This is a genomic window from Microbacterium phyllosphaerae (assembly GCF_050628115.1).
GTDB classification, from domain to species: Bacteria; Actinomycetota; Actinomycetes; order Actinomycetales; family Microbacteriaceae; genus Microbacterium; species Microbacterium phyllosphaerae_A.
This window is the reverse complement of sequence record NZ_CP192502.1, coordinates 185,760-207,334: the sequence shown is the minus strand read 5'-3', so window position 1 is coordinate 207,334 and position 21,575 is coordinate 185,760. Positions and strand designations below refer to the sequence as shown.

Below are 21,575 nucleotides of genomic sequence, written 5' to 3'. Positions count from 1 at the left end.
CGCGCGCAGACCACGGGCCCGCTCCTCATGCGAGGAACGGGCCCGTGGTGCGTTCATGCGGTTCAGCGAGCGGCGGGTGGGGTCTCGCTTCGGCCGGCCGCCATGCGGGTCTCCTCGCCGCTGGTGGCGCTGCTCCGGCCGAAGCCGCCGCGCTGTTCGGCTTCCAGGCGCTCAGCCTCCTCGCCGCTGATCGCCTCGCCGCGGGCGACGAGTCCCGCCTGATCCGAGAGAGGGATCTGCTTGAGGAAGAGCGAGAGCACGAGGGCGAGCACGATGAAGGGCACGAGGTACCAGAACACCGGTGCGAGAGCATCCGCGTATGCCGTCACGATGCCGTCTCGCACCTCGTCCGGCAGCGCGTTCAGCGTGGCCGGATCGATGGTCGACGCCGCCTGGGACGCATCGCCCGGTGATGCCCCGGCATCGGCGAAGACCCCGAGGAGGTTCTCGGTCAGCCGCGTGGTGAAGATCGTTCCGAACACCGCGGTGCCGAGCGACGCGCCCACCTCACGGAAGTAGTTGTTCGTGCTGGTCGCGGTGCCGATCTCGCCGGCGGGGACCGCGTTCTGCACGACCAGGACGACGACCTGCATGATCAGGCCGAGTCCGGCGCCGAACACGAAGAGGAACGTGCAGATGAGCCAGATCGGCGTCTCGGCCGACAGCGTGGTCATCGAGACCATAGCGATGCCGGTGAGAATGGTGCCGACGATCGGATAGATCTTGTACTTGCCGGTCTTCGAGATCGCGATGCCCGAGAAGATCGAGGTTCCGATAAGGCCCACCATCATCGGGATCATCAGCAGGCCGGAGGCCGCTGCCGATGTTCCGGACGACATCTGCAGGAACGTGGGCACGAAGCCGATCGCCGCGAACATGCCGATTCCGAGCACGAGGCCGATTGCGGTCGCGTTCACGAAGATCGGGTTGCGGAACAGGCTCAGCGGGATGATCGGGTCCTGCACCTTCGCCTCGGTGATGACGAACGCGGTGGCCGCCACGATGAGCCCTGCACCCCACGCCCAGGTCGCCAGCGAGTCCCAGCCGAACTCCTTGTCGCCACCGAAGTCCGTGAAGAAGATCAGGCAGGTGGTGGCGATCGAGAGGAAGATCACGCCGAAGATGTCGATCGGCTTCTGAGCCTTCTTGCTGGGCAGCTTCAAGGCCACGAGAGCGATGATGAAGGCTGCGATTCCGACCGGGATGTTGATGTAGAAGGCCCACTGCCAGGTGAGGTGGTCGACGAAGAAGCCTCCGAGAAGGGGGCCGGCCACGGCGGACAGCCCGAAAACGGCACCGAGCGGTCCCATGTACTTGCCGCGCTCGTTCGCCGGGACGATGTCGGCGATGATCGCCTGCGACAGGATCATCAGACCGCCGCCGCCGAGTCCCTGAAGGGCGCGGAAGATGACGAACATCCAGAAGTCCGTGGCGAACGCACAGCCGACGGAGGCGAGCGTGAACAGGGCGATCGCGACGAGGAAGAGGTTGCGGCGACCGAGGACGTCGCCGAACTTGCCGTAGATGGGCATGACGATGGTGGTCGCCAGCAGATAGGCGGTGGTGATCCACACCTGGTGGTCGACCCCGCCGAGTTGGCCGACGATCGTCGGCATCGCGGTCGAGACGATCGTCTGGTCGAGGCTCGAGAGCAGCATCCCCGCGATCAGGGCGCTGAAGATGATCCAGATGCGGCGCTTGGTGAGCAGGAAGGGCGCATCCTTGGTGGCGGTGGCGGACATTCAGTCGGCTTTCTGTGATGGTGCGTACACGGTGCGGGCGACCACGAGCCGACGGCTGACGAGGTCGCTGAAAGAGTCGGTCGAGTGGTGGTGGAGCAGCTGGTCCATGCTCAGCCGCACCAGTGCGCCGACCGAGTGGACGAGGACCTCGGCGCGCAGCTCGGCATCGTCGCCTTCGCCCGTGCGCCTCACGACGAGCTCCATGTCACGTCGCTCGTTCTTGGCGATCTGCTCGAACGCGGCCTTGATGAGCCGCGGCTCCTGCTCGATCACGGCGAAGAGTGCGGGGGCGTCGTCGAGCGGATTGAAGAGATCGAACCGGGTGGTCGTCAGCGCGATGAAGTCGTCGAGCAGATCGCCGGTGCGCGCCACGAAGTCCTCTTCGAGCGCCTCCTGCCGAGCGTCGATCGCAGCGAAGCCGAAGACCGCGTTCTCCTTGCTCTCGAAGTAGTTGAAGAACGTCCGCCGCGAGACGCCGACCTCCGCGCACAGCTCTTCGATCGTGAACCCGGCGAAACCCTGCTCGGCGGTCAGTCGTCGGGCGGCGTCGGTCAGTGCGCGCGAGGTCTCGCGCTTGCGCTGCTCCCGCAATGAATCTGCACTCTCGCTCATAGAGTGCATTCTTGCACTTTTACTCTAAGAGTGCACGTTGAAGAACTCTCAGGGGCATTTTGTGACGAATCGTTCGTAGCATCCGTCTTAGAGGTGTCGCGGCAGTGCGACCCGCGTCCTCGAGGAGGCGGACACTCGGATGAAGGAGCGCATCATGGCGAACGTGACGAACAGCACCCGGTCGAAGGTCCAGGTCGTGCCGGCCGCGACTGGCGCGCCGTCGACAGGCCAGACCGTCATCGAGAACGGTGTCGTCGCGAAGATCGCGGGCATCGCCGCTCGCGAGGTTCCGGGCGTCCATGCTCTCGGCGGGGGAGCGGCGCGTGCGGTCGGCGCCATCCGTGACGCGCTCAACTCCACCGACCTCTCGCAGGGCATCAGCGTCGAGGTAGGAGAGACTCAGGTCGCCGTCGATGTCACCATCGTCGCCGAGTACCCGTCCGCCCTGCACAAGGTCGCCGACGACGTGCGCGCGGCGATCTCCGTCGCCATGGCCGAATATGTCGGCAAGCAGGCAGTCGAGGTCAACGTGACGATCAACGATGTGCACATCCCGGCCGACGACGACGACGCCGACAGTGTCCAGTCCGACGAGACCCGAGTCCAGTAGTCCTCGCACGGAGGGGGGTGACCATGACCGAATCGGAACGTCGTGGCCTCGTCGTCGGGGGAACGTCGATCCCATCCGATGACGGGTCGGTTCCGAACCTCCCAATGGGACTGAACGAGGGAGTGGCCAAGTGGCTGGGGAACGATTTCGCTCTGCTCTCGAGCAGGCTGACGATCGAATCGTCGCCGGACGCGCGATGGACGGCGATGTCGCCGCGTTCGCGGTGCTCGTCCGCAGGTACACGCCGATGATGCGCGCATACACGCACCGGATGCTGAACGCCTCCGCCGACGTCGACGACATCGTGCAGGAGACGTTCGTGACCGCGTGGCAGCGGTTCTCGGAGCTCGACGACCCGGCGAAGGTCAAGAGCTGGCTGATGAGGATCGTGAGCCGCAAGGCGGTGGACCGCATCCGTGCGCTGCGGCCGACACTCGACGTGGATGACATGGAGCAGGCGGCCCCCTCGAAGGACTCGCCTGCGCGGGTCGTGGAGGCGCGCGAGGGCGTGGCGGCGCTGGGGGTCGCCTTGCAGGAGCTCCCCGCAGCGCAGCGCGAGTGCTGGGTGCTCCGAGAGATGGGCGGATATTCCTACGACGAGATCGCCGCGGAGCTGGGGATCTCGGTCTCGACCGCCCGTGGCCTTCTTGCCAGAGCTCGAAAGTTCATGATCGTGCGGATGGAGGCGTGGCGATGACTGAAGAGCAGGAGACTCCCGACGTGCGTCAGCTCGGTCTCGAGCCGAGCGATCTCGACGGACACACGCTCGAAGAGCTGACCGACTACCTCGAGGCGGGGCGGCTGCCTGCCGACCCCGACATCGAGGGCTCGCCCGGATGTCAGCTGGCGCTCGACGCGCTCGAGCGTCTGCGCGGGTTGGGCGGACAGCTGATGGAGGCGGATGCCGCGGCGATGCCGGAGGTCGACGACAGCTGGGTCGACCGCATCCTCAGCGGGATCGCTCTCGATGCCCGTGCCGGTCGCCGCATCCCGTTCGACGAGCCGGAGGCGGGTGTCGACTTCGGGATCACCGAGGGAGCCGTCCGTGGCCTGATCCGCTCTGCCGAGAACGCCGTCCCCGGAATCCTCGTCGGTCACTCGACCCTCGACGGCGACGTCACGGTCGTGGGTGCGCCGATTCGGATCGCCATCGAGGTGAACGCCCTGTACGGCGAGTCGATCCCGGCGGCTGTCGAACGGCTGCGCCAGGAGGTGGGAGAGCGAGTGCACAGGCACACCGACCTCGTGCTGACCGGTATCGACATCACGGTGCGTGATGTCCAGAGGGTCAGCGACCCGACGGAGGAGAAGTCATGACGACCACAGCGCGGCACGAGGATCTCGCGGAGCGTGTGGAGGCAGCGGTGCTCGCCACACCGGGCGTGCGCAGTCTCTACCGTGCCGGTTCGCTGATCTCGAATCTCGTCGGCACGAGCGCGGTCGCGCTCGGAATCAGCCGCTCCGACGAACCTCTCGTCGCGGTGCGGATCTCAGACGACGCCGCGCGGGTCGAAGCGTCGCTCGGGATCGAATACTCGGCGGGCGCCATCGACACGCTCCGCGAGGTGCGTGCAGTGGTCGAGCGGACCCTCACCGCTGACGGCCTGGCGCTCGCCGACATCGTGCTCACGATCGCGTATGTCCATCCTCGGGAGGCATCGTCGGACTGAGTCCGCGTGAGTACGGGGAGGCGCCGATCTTGGGTGAAGATCGGCGCCTCTCGGTGTTCCGGGACGCGGTCCGCGGGTCGCGCCTCGGAGTCAGACGATCGCGCGCAGGCCGTCGATGAGCGGTGTGGTGGGCCGGCCGATGAGACGCGCGAGAGTGCCGTCGGTGTCGGCGAGTGCGCCGGAGCCGATGCCGGCGTCCAGGGCGACCACGAATCCGACCGTGCCCTCGTCGAGGCCCGCTGCCAGGAGGCCGGCCCGCTGGTCGTCCGCGGTCAGAGGCTGGTAGGTCACTTCGCGCCCGGAGATCTCTGCGATCGCCGCCGCGAGGTCGTCGTAGTTCCACGCGACGTCGCCGCCGAGCTCATACACCTGGCCGATGTGGCCGTCCTCGAGCAGGACGGCTGCTGCGGCGTCCGCGAAGTCCTTGCGGCTCGCAGAGGCGACTCGTCCGTCGCCGACACCGGCTGCGAGAACGCCCGTCTCGGCCGCGCGCGTCAGGTCTGCGGCGTAGTTCTCGGTGTACCAGTTGTTGCGCAGGATCACGGCGGGGAGGCCCGAAGCCTGGATGAGCTCCTCTGTCGCCTTGTGCTCGGGGGCGAGCACGAGGTCGCTCGTCGTCGCCTTCGGAGCGCTGGTGTAGACGAACTTCGTGATCCCGGCATCCTTGGCGGCGTCGATGACGGCCTCGTGTTGCGCGACGCGCTGTCCGACCTCGGAGCCCGAGATCAGCAGGACGGCGTCGACGCCCTCGACCGCCGCTGCGATCGAGGAGGGGTCGGTGTAGTCGAGACGGGCGACTCGCACGCCCAGGTTCTCTGCCTTGGTGACGTCGCGGGCACCGGCGATGATCGACTGAGGGTCCGCACCGCGCTCAAGGAGGCTGGCGATGACGAGGCGTCCGAGGTTGCCGGTCGCGCCGGTGACGAGGATGGTCATGGGGTGTCCTTTCGTAGGTGACATCACCGATAACCGCGGGGCGGAAGCGGAACATTCCAGAACGTGGGTACCCACTTTGAAGTAAGGTACGCACATGACGGTTAGTTATGCGCAGATCCGGGAGTCCACACCGCAGATCTTCGAACCCGGCTGCAGCACTCGCGTGATCCTCGATCATGTGATGAGCAAGTGGGGCGTGCTCGTGCTCTCTTCGCTGTCCGACGGGACCCGACGCTGGGGCGAGCTGCGGCGCGAGGTCGGCGGCATCAGCGAGAAGATGCTCGCCTCGACGCTGCGCACCCTCGCCGACGACGGGCTCGTGCATCGGGAATCCTTCCCGACCGTGCCCCCGCACGTGGAGTACAGCCTGACGCCGCTCGGTCGGGATCTGATGGAGCGGATGCTGCCGCTCGTCGAGTGGGTGGCGGATCACGCAGACGGCATGACGGGTCGACGATAGCGCAACGGATTGCATCGGTCTGATGCAGCACTTTCAACGAAATCCATCGGTCTGAGAAAACGATTGACGCGATAACCGCAGTAGCCGTATGTTCTGAACATGTCAGCTACGACGCCGATCCATCTCGAACGCCCCGACGGCAAGGGGCTCGCCACCGGTTCGCTGGGGTTGTGGGGCTCCACGGTCATCGGACTCGCGTCCACTGCGCCGGTGTATTCGCTCGTCGCGACGCTCGGATTCGTGGTGCTCGCAGTGGGGGCGCAGGCGCCGATCGCCTTCATCATCGCGTTCGTGCCGATGCTGCTGATCGCCTTCGCCTACCGCGAGCTGAACAACGCCGTGCCCGACTGCGGCACCACCTTCACGTGGGGCACGAAGGCTTTCGGTCCGTGGGTGGGCTGGATGGGCGGCTGGGGCGTCGCGGTCGCCGGCATGGTCGTGCTCGCCAACCTCGCCCAGATCGCATCCGTGTACTTCTGGTCGCTTATCGGGTTCGATCTCGAGAACAACGACTGGCGGATCATCCTCGTCGCGGTGCTCTTCATCGCCTCCATGACGTGGGTGAGCTGGCGCGGTGTCGAGATCGGGGAGCGCATCCAGAACATCCTGCTCGGCATCCAGTACCTGGCCCTCGCGATCTTCGTGGTGGCGGCCCTGTGGCAGTTCTTCGCCGGCACAGCGCCGAACCCGACTCCGTTCGATCTCGAATGGCTCAACCCGTTCGGATTCACGTCCTGGTCGGGCTTCACCGAATCGATCCTGCTGGCCCTGTTCATCTACTGGGGCTGGGACACCTGCCTCGCCCTGAACGAGGAGACGAGGGACCCGAAGAAGATCCCGGGTCGCGCAGCTCTCCTCACCACCGTCATCCTGCTGTTCACCTACGTCGGCGTCACGATCGCGGCCATGATGTACGCGGGGCTCGGCGACACCGGAACGGGTCTCGGCAACGAGGCCAACGCCGATGACTTCTTCCTCGCCATCAAGGACGGCCTGCTCGGCCCGTTCGGCTGGATGCTGGTCGTCGCCGTGATCATCTCGGCCGTCTCTTCGACGCAGACCACGATCCTCCCGACGGCGCGCGGCACCCTGGCGATGGGCGTCTACCGTGCTCTTCCCGCGAAGTTCAAGGACGTGCACCCCACCTTCAAGACGCCGTCGTTCTCGACGATCGTCATGGGTGTCGTGGCGTCGGCGTATTACGTCGGCATGACCCTGATCAGCGACAACATCCTGCAGGACTCGATCTTGTCGCTGGGACTCGCCATCGCGTTCTACTACGCGATCACCGGCTTCGCCTGCGTCTGGTACTTCCGCAAGGACCTCACGACCTCGGCGAGGGACTTCTTCTTCAAGGGGCTCTTCCCGCTGATCGGCGGCCTCATGCTCACCGGGGCGTTCGTGCAGTCCGCGATCGACATGTGGGACGTCGATTACGGATACACCGTGCTCTTCGGCATCGGCGGCACCTTCGTGATCGGCATCGGCTCGCTCGCGTTCGGTGTGGTGCTCATGTTCGTCTGGTATCTGTTCCCGCGCTCCAAGCGCTTCTTCCGCGGCGAGAGCCTCAATCGCGACACTCAGGTCATGGTGCCGGACGAGCCTGGCGACCTGATCCGCTCGATCGACGGCGGCATCTGATCGTCTCCGGCAGGCGCACGGGGACGCCCTAGGCTTTATCCGTGCGCATCCGGCTCGACATCGCCTACGACGGCACCCACTTCCGCGGGTGGGCGAAGCAGCCGACCCTGCGCACCGTGCAGGGGACTCTCGAAGCGGCGCTCGCTCGCATCGTCGGCTCCGACGTGCGGTTCGTCGTTGCCGGGCGCACTGATGCGGGAGTGCATGCGCAGGGGCAGGTCGCTCACGTCGATCTCGACGACGAGCAGTGGTCGCGCATCGAATCGCGACAGGGCCGTACGCCGCAGGATCCTGCGGCGTCGATCGCCCGCCGCATGCGCGGGGTCCTGGGTGCTTACCCCGATGCGACGGTCACGCGCAGCTCGATCGCCCCCGAGGGATTCGACGCCCGCTTCTCGGCCGTCTGGCGCCGGTACCGGTACCGGCTCGCCGATGAGGCCTCTGGATACGACCCCGCACGCCGGCACGATACGACGACGCATCGCGGAGTTCTCGACGAGCAGGCGATGGATGCCGCGGCGCGCACGTTGATCGGACTCCACGACTTCGCGGCCTACTGCAAACCGCGCGAAGAGGCGACGACCATTCGGACGCTGTTGGACTACCGCTGGGCCAGAGATGCCGAAGGCGTGCTCATCGCGGAGGTCAAGGCCGACGCCTTCTGCCACAGCATGGTGCGTGCCCTGGTCGGCGCGTGCGCGGCAGTAGGAGAAGGTCGCCTCGACGTGGCCGATCTGGTCGTGCTGCGCGACGAGCTCACGAGGACCAGCGAGTTCAAGGTGCTGGCCGCCAGGGGGCTGACGCTCACCGAGGTCGGCTATCCCACTGACGACCTGCTCTCGACCAGGGCGGAGCAGACGCGCGCTCGCCGCGACAGTACGAGCGCATAAGCCGGCTGGTGGTCGGTGGCGACGATATGCGCCAGGCGGCACGGGCGCGCCGATGGTGCCGAGGACCGATTCGTGGCTGCCTCCCCGAAGGCGGCCACGATGCGGGAGCCACCGCGGCAGGCCCCAGTCCGTCCGCGGCGGTGACGGCTCGAGCAGGCCGAGGGGTGTGGCGCAGCTGAACCGTATGCTGATATTACGGACGGCGTCTTCACACTGCGGCGGGGGAACTGTGACGGAGCGGATCGATGATCAGGGCGGCGCGTTCGCCGCTGCGCTCCGCGCGGCGATCTCCGAACGGGGCATCACCCTCGCACGTCTGCGGAGCCACCTGATCGACGACGGCAATCCCATCTCCATGGCGACGTTGAGCTACTGGCGCTCCGGCGATCGGCAGCCTGAAGGAGCGCAGTCGCTGAGCGTCGTCGACGGCATCGAGGACCGCCTCGGTCTGCATCGCGGTCATCTGGGCGGTCTGCTGCGCGCGACGGCACGTCTGGGTCCGGTGGCTCCGCCGCGGCTGCCGTTCGACGAGGAGCGGGAACAGCGTGAGACCGAGGAGACCCTGAAAGAATTGCGCGCCGCGCCGCAGGATGCGCTCCGCGACCTCTCCACGCATGTCACCGCGTTCGTGGGGGCTTCGGGGGCGGTCGAGAGGATAGTCATGCGCTGTCTCGTGCAGTCGACGAAGGGGACGATCTCGGAGGTGCCGCTGATCGACGTCGCGCCGATCGAGACCGATGTGATGTCAGTGATCTCGGACGTCGTCGGTGGACGCGTCGACCGCGAGTACCTGCACCCCGGACGACTGCTCTCCGGTGTGGTGATCGCGCTCGACGAGCCGATCTCGACGGGAGCGACCACGTTGTTCGAATTCACCGAGACCTTTCCCGCTGGCTACCCGCCGCGGCAGTCCGCCTGGCACGCCACCTCGAGGCCGGCTCGCGAGAGCCTCGTCTGGGTGCGCTTCGACCCCGAGGCGCTGCCGAGCTGGTGCGAAGAATACATCGAGACGGATGATGAGTACTCGTCATCGATGCGGTCGGTGCACGGCGGGTCCGTCCATCTCGTGCGGCACGGGTTCGGTCCGGGCGTGCTCGGCATCCGCTGGGGCTATGACGAGTGAGGCGGAGCTGACACCCATGCCGAGGATCGGCGATTTCCACCGGAATCCAAGCCTGACGGACTACCGTGAGGTGCGATGAAGGTCATCTCGTACAACCTGCAGAAGCACCGCGCCGTCGGAGAACTCGCCGCGCTGGCATCGGAGCACGACCCCGACATCCTCTGCCTCCAGGAGTGCGATGTCGCTGATCTGCCCGCGACCATCGGCGACCTCGCGCTCGCGGATGCGACGCAGGGCAACCGGCTCGGCCTCGCGATGTTCTACCGCGCGAGCGAGTTCCACCTCCAGGGCATCCGGACGATCGAGTTGAAGAAGTCGCTGCACGACCGGATCGCGAAACCCGCGCACGAGCGGGTGCTCGGCGCACGGCTCCGGGACATCGACGCGGGCAGGGACTTCATCGCGGCATCGTTCCACGCGGCGCCGCTCACCGCGCTGAACTCGCTCAGGCGCCATCAGATCCGCGCAGCTCTCACGGAACTCGCGACCCTCGGCGAGGGACTGCCGCAGCTGATGGTCGGGGACTACAACTATCCGGTGTTCAAGGAGAACCTCGGCAAGACGGTGCGCGAGCACGGCTACGCGCTCACGATGAGCGACGACCACACCTACACGCGCTATCGGGTCTTCCGCGGTCACTACGACTTCGCGACGTCTGTCGGCTTCGAGATCCAACGCGTCACGACGCTGCCCCAGGGGCTGAGCGACCACCGCCCGATCCTCGTGACGACACGGTTCGACTGACGGCGGGTGCTCGGATTGGGAATCCCGCGCGTGATGACGTAAGCTGTCACTTTGGTACTCGACTGCCGAGTGCCGCGAACGTGAGCCCTCCACTGGCGTGTTCCTCCCTGTAGGGAAGAACCACCCCGGAGTGGGATTCACGAACTTCTCCGTTCGAACAAGAAAGCAGCACTATCGTGACGCGCACTTACACTCCGAAGGCCGGCGAGGTCCAGCGTGACTGGGTCGTCATCGACGCCACTGACGTCGTTCTCGGCCGCCTGGCTTCGCACGCCGCTACGCTCCTGCGTGGCAAGCACAAGCCCACCTTCGCCAACCACATCGACTCGGGTGACTTCGTCATCATCGTGAACGCCGACAAGGTCGCGCTCACCGGTCAGAAGCTCCAGAAGAAGCTGGCTTACCGCCACTCGGGTTACCCGGGCGGCCTCAAGTCGGTCACCTACGCCGAGCTCATGGAGAAGAACCCGGTCCGCGCTGTGGAGAAGGCCATCCGTGGCATGCTCCCCAAGAACAGCATCGGCCGTCAGCAGCTGTCGAAGCTCAAGGTCTACGTCGGTGGAGAGCACCCGCACGCCGCTCAGCAGCCGAAGACGTACACCCTCGACCAGGTCGCCCAGTAAGCGCCGTAAAGACTTAAGGACATACTCGTGGCTGACATCCAGGACACCACCGAAAACCCCCAGAACTTCTCGACGTCGACTCCCGAGACCGACGCAGTCGAGGCGGCTCCCCGCCCCGTGCTGAGCGTCCCGGGTGCCGCTGTCGGCCGTCGCAAGCAGGCCATCGCCCGCGTGCGTCTCGTCCCCGGCTCGGGAACGATCACGGTCAACGGCCGCACGCTCGAGGACTACTTCCCGAACAAGCTGCACCAGCAGCTGATCAACGACCCGTTCACGATCCTCAACCTCGCCGGTGGCTACGACGTCATCGCGCGCATCTCCGGTGGTGGCCCCTCGGGCCAGGCCGGCGCACTGCGCCTCGGCATCGCTCGCTCCCTCAACGGGATCGACGAGGAGAACAACCGTCCGACCCTGAAGAAGGCCGGCTTCCTGTCGCGCGACGCTCGCGTCAAGGAGCGCAAGAAGGCTGGACTCAAGAAGGCCCGTAAGGCGCCTCAGTACTCGAAGCGTTAAGGTCCACCGCTCCGATGCCGATCTTTGGCACGGACGGCGTGCGAGGGCTTGCCAATGGCATCCTCACCGCCGACCTCGCGCTCACCCTGGCCCAGGCGACTGCTGTCGTCCTGGGCCAGGGCCGTACTGCGGAGGCTCGCAAAGCCGAAGGCAAGCGCCTCACCGCAGTCGTGGCCCGCGACCCTCGGGTCTCCGGTCACTTCCTGACCGCTGCGGTCTCGGCAGGACTCGCGTCCTCCGGCGTCGACGTGCTCGAGGCCGGTGTCATCCCGACGCCGGCGCTCGCCTTCCTCGTCGCCGACCGTGACGCCGACTTCGGCGTGATGATCTCGGCGTCGCATAATGCCGCGCCCGACAACGGCATCAAGATCTTCGCGCGTGGCGGCGTGAAGCTCCCCGATGTGGTCGAGCAGCGCATCGAAGATGCGATGGCAGGAGAGAAACTCCGCCCGACCGGCGCCGGCGTAGGCAGGATCGACCGGTTCTCCGACGCGGAGGACCGCTATGTCGTGCACCTCCTCGGCTCACTGCCGAACCGCCTCAACGGCATCAAGGTCGTCCTCGACTGCGCGCACGGCGCGGCCTCTGGAGTGTCTCCCGAGACCTTCCGCGACGCGGGAGCCGATGTCACCGTGATCGGTGCCGACCCCGATGGCTGGAACATCAACGACGGTGTGGGCTCCACCCACCTCGGTCAGCTCGCAGAAGCCGTCGTCAGGCTCGGTGCGGACATCGGAATCGCCCATGACGGCGACGCCGATCGCTGCCTGGCCGTCGATGCGCAGGGCAACGTCATCGACGGCGATCAGATCATGGCGATCCTCGCGGTCTCGATGAAGCAGCGCGGTCACCTCACCGACGACACCCTGGTCGCGACAGTGATGAGCAACCTCGGCCTGCACGTCGCGATGCGCGAGCAGGGAATCACGGTCCGTCAGACCTCTGTCGGCGACCGTTACGTGCTCGAGGACATGAACGCGGGCGGTTACGCCCTCGGTGGTGAGCAGTCCGGCCATGTGATCATGAGCGAGTACGCGACCACGGGTGACGGCCTGCTGACCGGACTCCACCTGGTCGCCGAGATGGCGCGCCAGAACAAGACGATCGCCGAGCTCGCGAGCGTGATGAAGGTCTACCCGCAGGTCCTCATCAACGTCCGCGATGTCGATAAGGACGCGGTCGACTCCGACGAGGTCGTGCAGGATGCGGTCCGCGAGGTCGTGGCGGAGCTCGGCGAGACCGGTCGGGTGCTGCTGCGCAAGTCCGGCACCGAGCCGCTCGTCCGCGTCATGGTCGAGGCGGCGGATGCCGATTCGGCTCAGGCGTATGCCGATCGTCTGGTCGACGTCGTGCGGGAGCGTCTCTCGCTCTGAAGCGCCACTCCTACTGAACAGTCGAGCGCGCCGCGCGGCACCGTCGAACGGTCAGCCGCGCGGCGCGTTCCAGTTCAGCTGCTCGATGTAACGCAGCAGCACGCCCTCACGCAGCGCCCAGGGAGAGACCTCCAGCTCGTCGACGTCCAGCGCGGTCATCGCGGTGTGCAGTGAGACCGCAGCGGCGACGATCTGGAACGTGCGGTCGGCGGTGATCCCGGGAAGCTCCTGCCGCGCGGATGCGGGAAGACGAGCGAGCCGTGGGATCCAGGATCCGAGCGACGCGCGCGGAAGGACCATGCGCTGGATGCCCGACCAGCCGGGCACCGGGTAGCCGGCGAGCCTCGCCAGCGAACGGATCGCCTTGGATGACCCCACGACGTGATCCGGACGGGGGAGCGCCGTGAAACGGGGCAGGATCTCGGAAAGGGTCGCGGTCGCGTGTTCGCGGAGGCGCTCGACGTCGTCCTCGCCGGGAGGATCGTGCGGGAGGAACTGCACGGTCATGCGTCCGGCGCCCAGCGGGACGGATGCCGCGGCATCCGGCATCTCGTCTCCGCCGGCCGCGACCTCGAGCGAACCGCCACCGATGTCGAGGAGCAGCAGTTGGCCGGCCGACCAGCCGAACCAGCGGCGGACCGCGAGGAACGTCAGCTCCGCCTCGGTCTCGCCGTCGAGAACCTGCAATGGCTGCCCGAGGGCCGCCTCGATCCGGGCGATGACATCGGCACCGTTGCGGGCGTCGCGCACCGCACTCGTGGCGGTGGCGAGCAGCTCGTCCACCCGCTCGGCGTCGGCGACCCGCCGTGCCTGCACGACAGCGGACTCGAGCGCGGCCACGCCCTCTTCGGAGATGGCCCCGTCGTCGGTGAGGTATCTCATCAGACGCAGAACCGTGCGATCGCTGGTCGTCGCCAGAGGGCGACCGCCGGGGCGCACGTCGGCTGCGAGCATATGGACGGTGTTGGAACCGATGTCGAGGACTCCGAGGCGCACGGATAGAGACTACTCGCGCGCCGTTACGATGTATGCGTGACCACCGCCGACCCCACGCTGCCGCTGTCTCCGTATCGAGAGATCGGTCGTGGTGAATGGGCGAGGTTGGCGGCGGGGCTCGACCAGCCACTCACCGAGACCGAGGTCGTGGAGCTTCGGGGGATCGGAGACCGCCTCGACCTCACCGAGGTCCGGGAGGTCTATCTGCCGCTGAGTCGTCTGCTGAGCCTCTACGCGACCGCGACGAAGCGGCTGGGTGCCGCCACGAGCTCCTTCCTGCAGGAAGACGACTCGACCACCCCGTTCGTGGTCGGAGTGGCAGGCTCCGTCGCGGTCGGCAAGTCGACGATCGCCCGTCTGCTGCGCGAGCTGATGAGCCGGTGGCCGGGCACACCACGCGTCGAGCTCGTGACGACCGATGGTTTTCTCTACCCGAACGCCGAACTCGAGCGCAGGGGACTCATGGAGCGCAAAGGCTTCCCCGAGTCGTACGACCGGCGGGCGCTGCTCGAGTTCCTCACCGAGGTGAAGAGCGGGGCCGCCGAGGTGCGAGCACCCTTCTACTCTCACATGCGCTACGACATCGTTCCCGACGCCCGTGTGGTCGTGCGTCGTCCCGACGTCGTCATCGTCGAGGGCCTGAACGTCCTCCAGCCCCCGCCCGCGCCCAACGACGTCGCGGTCAGCGACCTCTTCGACTTCTCGATCTTCGTCGACGCCGACACGTCGCACATCGAGAAGTGGTACGTGGATCGTTTCCTCGCGCTGCGGCAGGGAGCGTTCTCGAACCCGTCTTCGTACTTCAACGTCTTCGCGCATCTCACCGATGATGAGGCGATCACCACGGCTCTCGGCTACTGGAACGAGATCAACATGCCGAACCTGGTCGAGAACGTCATGCCGACCAAGCACCGCGCCCGTCTGGTGCTCAACAAGGGCGTCGATCACAGTGTCGAGAGCGTGCTGCTCCGCAAGCTCTGACCGACGGAGGGTTTCGTTCGGAACCTTCGCAAAAAGCCCGGCTTACTCTTGACCACATGTGTGGAATCGTCGGATACGTGGGCCCGCGGCCCAGCCAGGACATCCTGCTCGCCGGCCTCGCCAGGCTCGAGTACCGCGGCTATGACTCCGCGGGTGTCGCCGTCATCGACGGCGAGGGCGCGCTAGGCATGCGCAAGAAGGCGGGCAAGCTCGCCATGCTGCGCGACTCGTTGAAGGACGCCGCCCTGCCGGACGGCAACACGGGCATCGGGCACACCCGCTGGGCCACCCACGGCGGCCCCACCGACGAGAACGCGCACCCGCATCTCGCGGACGACGACAAGCTCGCGCTCATCCACAACGGCATCATCGAGAACTTCGCCGCGCTGCGTGACGAGCTGCTCGCCGACGGGATCAGCTTCCGCAGCGAGACCGACACCGAGGTCGCCGCTGCGCTCCTCGGGCGTGAGTACCGCAACAACGGCGGTGACCTGCAGGGCGCCTTCCGCGCCGTGGTCAACCGTCTCGAGGGTGCATTCACCCTGCTTGCGATGCACCAGGACTACCCTGGTCTCGTGGTCGGCGCCCGCCGCAACTCGCCTCTGGTCATCGGCCTCGGCGAGGGGGAGAACTTCCTCGGATCCGACGTCGCCGCGTTCATCGAGCACACCCGCAAGGCGCTCGCCATCGGCCAGGATCAGATCGTCTCGATCACCCCTGACGCCGTGACCGTCATCGACTTCGCCGGAACGCCGGTCGAGGCCGAGCCGTTCGACGTCTCGTGGGACGCGGCCGCTGCCGAGAAGGGCGGATGGTCGAGCTTCATGGCCAAGGAGGTCTCCGAGCAGCCCGAGGCCGTCGCCAACACGATCCGCGGTCGCATCCAGGGCGACCAGGTCGTCATCCCCGAGCTCGAGGGTCTCGACGAGTTGTTCCTCGGCATCAACCGCATCATCATCACCGCGTGCGGAACCGCCGCGTACTCCGCGCTCGTCGGCAAGTACGCGATCGAGCAGTGGGCCCGCATCCCCGTCGACGTCGAGCTCGCCCACGAGTTCCGCTACCGCGACCCGGTGATCGGCGACGACACCCTCGTGGTCTCGATCAGCCAGTCGGGCGAGACGATGGACACCCTGATGGCCGTGAAGTACGCGAGCGAGCGCGGTGCGCGCACGCTCTCGATCTGCAACACCCAGGGCGCCACGATCCCGCGTGAGTCGGATGCCGTGGTCTACACGCACGCCGGCCCCGAGGTCGCTGTCGCATCCACCAAGGCGTTCTCGGCGCAGATCACCGCTCTGCTCCTGCTCGGCCTGCACATGGGGCGCGTACGCGGATCCGTCGAGGATGCCACCGTCGACGTCGCCGAGCTCACGGCGCTCCCCGAGAAGATCGCGAAGGTCCTCTCGAGCGAGCAGGAGCACGTCACTCAGCTCGCCGGTTGGATGGCAGACACCCGCTCCGTGCTGTTCCTCGGTCGCCACGTGGGCTTCCCGATCGCTCTCGAGGGCGCGCTCAAGCTCAAGGAGATCTCGTACATCCACGCCGAGGGCTTCGCCGCGGGCGAGCTCAAGCACGGTCCGATCGCGCTGATCGAGCCGGGACAGCCCGTCTTCGTCCTCGTGCCCTCGCCGCGTCACTCGGCTGTGGTGCACTCGAAGGTCGTCTCCAACATCCAGGAGATCCGCGCGCGCGGTGCTCGTGTGATCGCGGTCGCCGAAGAGGGCGACGTGGCGGTGCTGCCGTTCGCCGACGAGGTCATCCGTATCCCGCTCGCGGGTGCGATGTTCGAGCCGCTTCTCGCTGTGGTGCCGCTGCAGATCTTCGCCATGGCGCTCGCCACCGCGAAGGGACTCGACGTCGACCAGCCCCGCAACCTCGCGAAGTCCGTCACCGTCGAGTAGTCCTCGGTGGGCCCTTGCTCGGTCAGCAGACCGTGACGACAGCCGCCGACGGATGCCGCGACTAGGCTGAACTGGTGATCATCGGGACCGGCATCGACCTCGTGGACATCCCGCGGTTCGAGCGCACACTCGAGCGCACGCCGCGGCTTCTGGAGCGACTCTTCGCACCGGGGGAGCGGACGCTGCGCCTTGCGTCCCTCGCCGCTCGGTATGCCGCGAAGGAGGCCCTGATCAAGACCCTCGGTGGGTCTGACGGGGTCCACTGGATCGAGATCGAGATCGCCTCCGAGGCCTCAGGGCGACCGCATTTCGTGTTGACGGGAACCACAGCCGAGGTGGTCGCCGAGCGTGGCATCACCCGACTGCATCTGACACTCACTCACGACGCGGGGCTCGCCGCCGCATTCGTCGTCGCCGAAGGAGAGCCGCTGTGACCGTTCCGTTCCGTGAAGCGCGCATCGACCTGGATGCCATCACTGACAACGTCCGCCACTTCCGTCGGCTCACCGGCGTTCAGGTCATCGCCGTCGTCAAGGCGAACGCCTACGGCCACGGCGCCGCCGCGGCGGCTGTCGCAGCGCTCGCCGGCGGTGCCACGCGTCTCGGCGTCGCCGAGATCCCCGAGGCCCTCGAGCTGCGACGACAGGGCATCACCGCGCCGATCGTGGCGTGGCTGCACGCGCCGGGCGAGCGGTTCGAGCAGGCCGCCGAGCAGGACATCGAGGTCGGCATCTCGTCGTTCGACCAGCTCGAGGCCGCGGGGGCCGCGGCATCCGTCGACCGTCCGGTGGGGGTGCACCTCAAGTTCGAGACGGGGCTGTCTCGCAACGGGATCGCGCCCGCCGACTGGCGTCGTGTGCTCGCGGAGGCGGCTCGTCTCGAGCGCATCGGGCGTCTTCGCATCATCGGGCTGTTCAGTCATCTGTCGAACACCTCCGCGCAGGATGACCGCGACGCGCTGGCGAAGTTCGAGGAGGGCGTCACGGCCGCGGCATCCTTCGGCATCCGTCCGGAGATCCGCCACATCGCGGCGACGGCTGCCGCGATCGATCTGCCGGAGATGCGGCTGGATGCGGTCCGCATCGGCGTCGGCATCTACGGACTCTCGCCGTTCGAGGACCGCTCGTCCGCCGAGTTGGGACTCCGCCCCGCCATGACGCTGCGTGGTGCGATCGCCGCTGTGCGCAGGGTGCCGGCCGGCGCGGGAGTCTCGTACGGCTACGACCACCGCGCGCCGCATGACACGACCCTGGTCCTCGTGCCCCTGGGCTATGCCGACGGCGTGCCCCGACACGCATCCGGTCGGCTGCCCGTGTCGATCGGCGGACGCCGTCACGTCAACGTCGGCCGCATCGCGATGGATCAGTTCGTGGTCGACGTGGGCGACGCGCCCGTGTCGATCGGCGACGAGGTCGTGCTGTTCGGCGACCCGACCCTCGGAGTCCCGTCGGCGGCGGAATGGGCGAACGCCGCCTCGACGATCAACTATGAGATCGTGACGCGCATAGGCGCACGCGTCGCCCGGCGGTCGGCATGAGCGTCGATCCGGGCTTCCTCGGACGCCGTGACATCGAGACCTCGGAGGCGATGGAGCAGCTTGGCTTCCGCATCGGCGAACAGCTCGAAGCGGGAGACCTGCTGATCCTCACCGGCCCCCTCGGCGCCGGCAAGACGACGTTCACGCGAGGGCTCGCCGAAGGCCTCGGCGTGCGCGGTCCGGTGCAGAGCCCGACCTTCGTGATCGCACGGACGCACCCCTCACTCGTCGGACGTGCGCCGCTGGTGCATGTGGACGCCTACCGTCTCGGCTCCGGAGCGGAGCTCGACGACCTCGATCTCGACCTCGCCCGCTCGGTCGTCGTGATCGAATGGGGGCGCGGGCTGGCCGAGGACCTCGCCGAGACCTGGTGGGACATCGAGCTCGAACGCCCTGTCGGCGGCGATGACGATCTGGACCCGTCCGAGCTCGATGCCGACGCTCCGCGGCACGTGACGATCACGCGCGGCGGACGCTCAGCGATCGTCGGTTGATCGCCGACTACCCTGGAGAGGTGATCCTCGCCGTCGACACCTCCCTGGGCACCGCCGTCGCCCTCATCGACGACGACGGCACGCGTCGGTCCGACGCCTCCGCCGCAGACCCCCTCGGTCACGCCGAGGTCATCGGAGATCTGCTGGTCCGAGCGCTGAGCGAGACCGGGGGCGGCGAGATCGGACATGTCGTCGCGGGCATGGGCCCAGGGCCCTTCACCGGACTCCGCATCGGTATCGCGGCTGCGCGCGCGTTCGCCCTGGGACGCGGGATTCCCGTCGTCCCCGTGCCCAGCCATCTCGGCGCGGCGCTCACCGCGATCGAACGGGATGCCGTCTCGGGGCCGTTCGCGATCGTCACCGACGCACGACGTCGAGAGGTCGCGATCACCGTGTTCGACGGGACGGATGCCGACGGCATCCCGCTCGTGACCGCCGATACGACGCTGGTGCCCAGCGCGGAGGCGGACGAGCACCTCGACGGCATCCGACGCATCGACGTCGCGACCCTCTCTGCCGTGGACCTCGCCCGGGTGGGGGCCAGGGCCGTGGCCGCGGGGCGCACCCTCGCGGGTGACGAGCCGCTGTATCTGCGACACCCCGATGTGACTGTCCCCGGCGCTCCGAAGAAGGTGGGCCGGTGACTCTGCGCGAAGCGACGCCGGACGACCTCGACGCGATCATGGCGATAGAGCACCGTTCCTTTCCCACCGACGCGTGGAGCTCGCAGGCCATGGCTCTCGAGCTCTCCAGCCCGCACGGGCGCTATCTGGTCGACGAGCTCGACGGCGCGATCATCGGCTACGGGGGAGTCCGAGCCCTCGAGGGCTCTCGCGATGCCGACATCCAGACCATCGCCTTCGACGCCGACCACCGAGGCGCGGGGCGAGGGCGTGCGCTGCTGCGCGCCTTGCTCGACGCCGCGGGGCAGAGAGGCGCCCGTGAGGTCTTCCTCGAGGTCCGCGCCGACAACCCGAGTGCCGAAGGGCTGTACCTGTCAGAGGGGTTCGAGGAGATCGGCCGCCGCCCGCGGTACTACCAGCCCGATGACGTCGATGCGATCGTGATGAGACTCGCCCTGCAGCACCCTCGTTCCGCGCATCAGGACGAGGCGAGCACGGATGCCGAGAAGGAGGCAACCGCATGACCGAGCCGCTGGTGCTGGGCATCGAGACGAGCTGCGACGAGACCGGGATCGGGATCGTGCGTGGGCGCACCCTGCTGTCGAACACGATCGCCTCGAGCATGGACGAGCATGCTCGATACGGAGGTGTCGTTCCGGAGGTCGCGGCACGTGCGCACCTCGAGGCGCTGCAACCGTCCATCGACGCGGCTCTCGCCGATGCGGGTGTGCGACTCGACGACCTCGATGCGGTGGCCGTGACGAGCGGCCCCGGCCTCGCGGGCGCGCTCATGGTCGGCGTGGGGGCGGCCAAGGGTCTCGCCGTGGCGCTCGACAAGCCGCTGTACGCGGTGAACCATCTCGTGGGTCACATCGCGGCCGACATCCTCACCCCTGACTCCGATCCTCTGGAATATCCGACGATCGCGCTGCTCGTCTCGGGTGGACACACGTCGCTGCTCCACGTGCGGGACCTCACCACCGACGTCGAGATGCTCGGCGAGACCATGGACGACGCGGCCGGTGAGGCGTTCGATAAGGTAGCTCGCCTCCTCTCGCTGCCGTATCCGGGCGGGCCCGAGATCGATCGGGCAGCGCTTGACGGCGATCCGAAAGCGATCCGATTCCCGCGGGGTCTCTCCCGAGCGTCGGACCTGGCGAAGCATCGCTATGACTTCTCGTTCTCGGGCCTCAAGACGGCTGTCGCCCGCTGGGTGGAGCGCTGCGAGGCAGACGGCGTGCCCGTGCCGGTCGCCGATGTGGCTGCGAGCTTCCGTGAGGCCGTGGTCGATGTGCTGGTGACCAAGGCGCTCGCCGCCTGTGCCGACCTCGGCGTCCCCCGTCTGCTGCTCGGAGGCGGCGTCATCGCCAACCGTCGACTGCGCGAGGTCGCGCTCGCCAGGGCCGAGGCCGCGGGGGTCACCGTCCGCATCCCTCCGCTGTCTCTGTGCACCGACAACGGGGCGATGATCGCCGCTCTCGCGGCCGAGCTGATCGCGTCGGGGCACCGCCCTTCGACATTCGGCTTCGGCGCGGACTCGACCCTTCCCGTCACCGAGATCCAGGTCGATGAGCGCGTCTCGGTGATGTGATGAGCGACGTTCCCCGCACCCCCGCCCCGCACGGAGGCGACCCCGCTGCCGTGCCGGAAGCAGCCCTCCCTCGTCCGAGGATCGAGGGGCCCAGCGGTGAGGTCGAGCACCCGGCCGGCTCCGCGCGGATCCCGGGTGCACGGCGCGACGGCTACACCAAGCTGCCCACGGGACCGGTCGGTATCGAGCCCGTGGTCGTGAGCGGACCGGTCGCTGACGACATCGGACACGATTCCGAGTGGCAGCCGTCGACCGCGGATGCAGCCGTCGACGACACCAGGCTCGCGCCGTGGGCCCTGATGGCGGCGATCGTGGCCCTGGTGGCGTCGTTCTTCGTCGGCTGGGGCGTTCCGATCGCTGTCGTCGCGGTGATCGCGGCGATCATGTCGTTGCGGCGGCCGGTCGAGAGCCGCGCGATCGCGCGGTGGGCGCTCGTCCTCGGCCTGTGCGCGACCGTGTACAGCCTCGGATGGCTGGTGTGGGCAGGCATGCAGTTCGAGAGGCTCGGCTAG

Annotated in this window: 25 protein-coding genes; 21 read left to right on the top strand and 4 right to left on the bottom strand. The window is 67.6% G+C overall.

The window, feature by feature from the left end; genetic code table 11:
• Nucleotides 1-62: 62 nt before the first annotated feature.
• Together ACQ4LY_RS00925 and ACQ4LY_RS00920 are read right to left on the bottom strand one after the other, a co-directional pair.
• Nucleotides 63-1,742, bottom strand: coding sequence for an MDR family MFS transporter (locus ACQ4LY_RS00925; protein ID WP_431074131.1), 1,680 nt, complete (start codon nt 1,740-1,742; stop codon nt 63-65).
• Complete coding sequence (locus tag ACQ4LY_RS00920; RefSeq protein WP_431074130.1) at nt 1,743-2,354, bottom strand: TetR/AcrR family transcriptional regulator; 612 nt, start codon at nt 2,352-2,354, stop codon at nt 1,743-1,745.
• 154 nt (nt 2,355-2,508) lie between these two features.
• Between ACQ4LY_RS00920 and ACQ4LY_RS00915 the strand changes: the two genes are divergently transcribed.
• The 4 genes from ACQ4LY_RS00915 (at nt 2,509) to ACQ4LY_RS00900 (ending at nt 4,634) form a co-directional block, all read left to right on the top strand.
• Nucleotides 2,509-2,964, top strand: a complete 456-nt coding sequence (locus ACQ4LY_RS00915; protein WP_431074129.1) for an Asp23/Gls24 family envelope stress response protein — start codon at nt 2,509-2,511, stop codon at nt 2,962-2,964.
• Nucleotides 2,965-3,094: 130 nt separating this feature from the next.
• Nucleotides 3,095-3,661 carry an RNA polymerase sigma factor gene (locus ACQ4LY_RS00910; protein WP_431074128.1) on the top strand — a complete coding sequence of 189 codons (567 nt, stop codon included), beginning with the start codon at nt 3,095-3,097 and terminating at the stop codon, nt 3,659-3,661.
• Entirely contained in the window at nt 3,658-4,281 is a 624-nt protein-coding gene (locus ACQ4LY_RS00905) for an Asp23/Gls24 family envelope stress response protein (protein WP_431074127.1), read from the top strand. The genes ACQ4LY_RS00910 and ACQ4LY_RS00905 overlap by 4 nt, the downstream gene beginning before the upstream one ends.
• Nucleotides 4,278-4,634 (top strand): hypothetical protein, encoded by a 357-nt coding sequence (locus ACQ4LY_RS00900; RefSeq protein WP_431074126.1) that lies wholly within the window; start codon nt 4,278-4,280, stop codon nt 4,632-4,634. Before ACQ4LY_RS00905 ends, ACQ4LY_RS00900 begins: the two co-directional genes overlap by 4 nt.
• Before the next feature lie 90 nt (nt 4,635-4,724).
• On the opposite strand, the gene ACQ4LY_RS00895 is transcribed toward ACQ4LY_RS00900, so the two are convergent.
• Nucleotides 4,725-5,570, bottom strand: a complete 846-nt coding sequence (locus tag ACQ4LY_RS00895; RefSeq protein WP_431074125.1) for an SDR family oxidoreductase — start codon at nt 5,568-5,570, stop codon at nt 4,725-4,727.
• Nucleotides 5,571-5,664: 94 nt separating this feature from the next.
• Here ACQ4LY_RS00895 and ACQ4LY_RS00890 point away from each other — a divergent pair, with 94 nt between their 5' ends.
• From ACQ4LY_RS00890 to glmM, 8 genes are all read left to right on the top strand, one after another.
• Entirely contained in the window at nt 5,665-6,030 is a 366-nt protein-coding gene (locus tag ACQ4LY_RS00890) for a winged helix-turn-helix transcriptional regulator (RefSeq protein ID WP_431074124.1), read from the top strand.
• 99 nt (nt 6,031-6,129) lie between these two features.
• Nucleotides 6,130-7,671: an APC family permease gene (locus ACQ4LY_RS00885; RefSeq protein ID WP_431074123.1), complete on the top strand. Its 1,542-nt coding sequence runs from the start codon at nt 6,130-6,132 to the stop codon at nt 7,669-7,671.
• A 41-nt stretch (nt 7,672-7,712) separates the two neighbouring features.
• Nucleotides 7,713-8,561, top strand: a complete 849-nt coding sequence (gene truA / locus ACQ4LY_RS00880; protein ID WP_431074122.1) for a tRNA pseudouridine(38-40) synthase TruA — start codon at nt 7,713-7,715, stop codon at nt 8,559-8,561.
• Nucleotides 8,562-8,727: 166 nt separating this feature from the next.
• Nucleotides 8,728-9,684 (top strand): hypothetical protein, encoded by a 957-nt coding sequence (locus ACQ4LY_RS00875; RefSeq protein ID WP_431074121.1) that lies wholly within the window; start codon nt 8,728-8,730, stop codon nt 9,682-9,684.
• Between the two features lie 75 nt (nt 9,685-9,759).
• Nucleotides 9,760-10,428, top strand: a complete 669-nt coding sequence (locus ACQ4LY_RS00870) for an endonuclease/exonuclease/phosphatase family protein (protein ID WP_431074120.1) — start codon at nt 9,760-9,762, stop codon at nt 10,426-10,428.
• Nucleotides 10,429-10,604: 176 nt separating this feature from the next.
• The gene (rplM, locus tag ACQ4LY_RS00865; RefSeq protein ID WP_045253410.1) at nt 10,605-11,051 is read left to right on the top strand and encodes a 50S ribosomal protein L13; all 447 of its coding nucleotides are present in this window, start codon (nt 10,605-10,607) and stop codon (nt 11,049-11,051) included.
• A gap of 27 nt (nt 11,052-11,078) precedes the next feature.
• A complete protein-coding gene (gene rpsI / locus ACQ4LY_RS00860; RefSeq protein ID WP_042539158.1) occupies nt 11,079-11,564 on the top strand; it encodes a 30S ribosomal protein S9 in 486 nt (161 codons plus the stop codon).
• Nucleotides 11,565-11,578: 14 nt separating this feature from the next.
• The gene (glmM, locus tag ACQ4LY_RS00855; protein WP_431074119.1) at nt 11,579-12,937 is read left to right on the top strand and encodes a phosphoglucosamine mutase; all 1,359 of its coding nucleotides are present in this window, start codon (nt 11,579-11,581) and stop codon (nt 12,935-12,937) included.
• A 51-nt stretch (nt 12,938-12,988) separates the two neighbouring features.
• Here glmM and ACQ4LY_RS00850 read toward each other — a convergent pair whose 3' ends face one another.
• Complete coding sequence (locus ACQ4LY_RS00850) at nt 12,989-13,933, bottom strand: Ppx/GppA phosphatase family protein (RefSeq protein WP_431074118.1); 945 nt, start codon at nt 13,931-13,933, stop codon at nt 12,989-12,991.
• A 36-nt stretch (nt 13,934-13,969) separates the two neighbouring features.
• Between ACQ4LY_RS00850 and coaA the strand changes: the two genes are divergently transcribed.
• The 9 genes from coaA to ACQ4LY_RS00805 all read left to right on the top strand — a co-directional run bounded on the left by coaA (nt 13,970) and on the right by ACQ4LY_RS00805 (nt 21,575).
• Complete coding sequence (gene coaA / locus ACQ4LY_RS00845) at nt 13,970-14,914, top strand: type I pantothenate kinase (protein ID WP_431074117.1); 945 nt, start codon at nt 13,970-13,972, stop codon at nt 14,912-14,914.
• Nucleotides 14,915-14,970: 56 nt separating this feature from the next.
• On the top strand, nt 14,971-16,818 hold the full coding sequence (glmS, locus tag ACQ4LY_RS00840) for a glutamine--fructose-6-phosphate transaminase (isomerizing) (RefSeq protein WP_431074116.1): 1,848 nt from the start codon (nt 14,971-14,973) through the stop codon (nt 16,816-16,818).
• 74 nt (nt 16,819-16,892) lie between these two features.
• The gene (locus tag ACQ4LY_RS00835) at nt 16,893-17,252 is read left to right on the top strand and encodes a holo-ACP synthase (RefSeq protein WP_431074115.1); all 360 of its coding nucleotides are present in this window, start codon (nt 16,893-16,895) and stop codon (nt 17,250-17,252) included.
• A complete protein-coding gene (alr, locus tag ACQ4LY_RS00830) occupies nt 17,249-18,355 on the top strand; it encodes an alanine racemase (RefSeq protein ID WP_431074114.1) in 1,107 nt (368 codons plus the stop codon). The genes ACQ4LY_RS00835 and alr overlap by 4 nt, the downstream gene beginning before the upstream one ends.
• Nucleotides 18,352-18,849 (top strand): tRNA (adenosine(37)-N6)-threonylcarbamoyltransferase complex ATPase subunit type 1 TsaE, encoded by a 498-nt coding sequence (gene tsaE, locus ACQ4LY_RS00825; RefSeq protein ID WP_431074113.1) that lies wholly within the window; start codon nt 18,352-18,354, stop codon nt 18,847-18,849. Before alr ends, tsaE begins: the two co-directional genes overlap by 4 nt.
• Nucleotides 18,850-18,869: 20 nt before the next feature.
• On the top strand, nt 18,870-19,493 hold the full coding sequence (tsaB, locus tag ACQ4LY_RS00820) for a tRNA (adenosine(37)-N6)-threonylcarbamoyltransferase complex dimerization subunit type 1 TsaB (protein WP_431074112.1): 624 nt from the start codon (nt 18,870-18,872) through the stop codon (nt 19,491-19,493).
• On the top strand, nt 19,490-19,996 hold the full coding sequence (rimI, locus tag ACQ4LY_RS00815; RefSeq protein WP_431074111.1) for a ribosomal protein S18-alanine N-acetyltransferase: 507 nt from the start codon (nt 19,490-19,492) through the stop codon (nt 19,994-19,996). Before tsaB ends, rimI begins: the two co-directional genes overlap by 4 nt.
• Nucleotides 19,993-21,063 (top strand): tRNA (adenosine(37)-N6)-threonylcarbamoyltransferase complex transferase subunit TsaD, encoded by a 1,071-nt coding sequence (gene tsaD / locus ACQ4LY_RS00810; protein ID WP_431074110.1) that lies wholly within the window; start codon nt 19,993-19,995, stop codon nt 21,061-21,063. The genes rimI and tsaD overlap by 4 nt, the downstream gene beginning before the upstream one ends.
• Nucleotides 21,063-21,575, top strand: a complete 513-nt coding sequence (locus ACQ4LY_RS00805) for a hypothetical protein (protein ID WP_431074109.1) — start codon at nt 21,063-21,065, stop codon at nt 21,573-21,575. The genes tsaD and ACQ4LY_RS00805 overlap by 1 nt, the downstream gene beginning before the upstream one ends.

What these genes read in the sequence shown, in the direction of transcription:
- ACQ4LY_RS00925 (WP_431074131.1), bottom strand. Translation starts at nt 1,742, where the DNA reads ATGTCCGCCACCGCCACCAAGGATGCGCCCTTCCTGCTCACCAAGCGC.
- ACQ4LY_RS00920 (WP_431074130.1), bottom strand. Translation starts at nt 2,354, where the DNA reads ATGAGCGAGAGTGCAGATTCATTGCGGGAGCAGCGCAAGCGCGAGACC.
- ACQ4LY_RS00915 (WP_431074129.1), top strand. Translation starts at nt 2,509, where the DNA reads ATGGCGAACGTGACGAACAGCACCCGGTCGAAGGTCCAGGTCGTGCCG.
- ACQ4LY_RS00905 (WP_431074127.1), top strand. Translation starts at nt 3,658, where the DNA reads ATGACTGAAGAGCAGGAGACTCCCGACGTGCGTCAGCTCGGTCTCGAG.
- ACQ4LY_RS00900 (WP_431074126.1), top strand. Translation starts at nt 4,278, where the DNA reads ATGACGACCACAGCGCGGCACGAGGATCTCGCGGAGCGTGTGGAGGCA.
- ACQ4LY_RS00895 (WP_431074125.1), bottom strand. Translation starts at nt 5,570, where the DNA reads ATGACCATCCTCGTCACCGGCGCGACCGGCAACCTCGGACGCCTCGTC.
- ACQ4LY_RS00890 (WP_431074124.1), top strand. Translation starts at nt 5,665, where the DNA reads ATGACGGTTAGTTATGCGCAGATCCGGGAGTCCACACCGCAGATCTTC.
- ACQ4LY_RS00885 (WP_431074123.1), top strand. Translation starts at nt 6,130, where the DNA reads ATGTCAGCTACGACGCCGATCCATCTCGAACGCCCCGACGGCAAGGGG.
- ACQ4LY_RS00870 (WP_431074120.1), top strand. Translation starts at nt 9,760, where the DNA reads ATGAAGGTCATCTCGTACAACCTGCAGAAGCACCGCGCCGTCGGAGAA.
- glmM (WP_431074119.1), top strand. Translation starts at nt 11,579, where the DNA reads ATGCCGATCTTTGGCACGGACGGCGTGCGAGGGCTTGCCAATGGCATC.
- glmS (WP_431074116.1), top strand. Translation starts at nt 14,971, where the DNA reads ATGTGTGGAATCGTCGGATACGTGGGCCCGCGGCCCAGCCAGGACATC.
- tsaE (WP_431074113.1), top strand. Translation starts at nt 18,352, where the DNA reads ATGAGCGTCGATCCGGGCTTCCTCGGACGCCGTGACATCGAGACCTCG.
- tsaD (WP_431074110.1), top strand. Translation starts at nt 19,993, where the DNA reads ATGACCGAGCCGCTGGTGCTGGGCATCGAGACGAGCTGCGACGAGACC.
- ACQ4LY_RS00805 (WP_431074109.1), top strand. Translation starts at nt 21,063, where the DNA reads ATGAGCGACGTTCCCCGCACCCCCGCCCCGCACGGAGGCGACCCCGCT.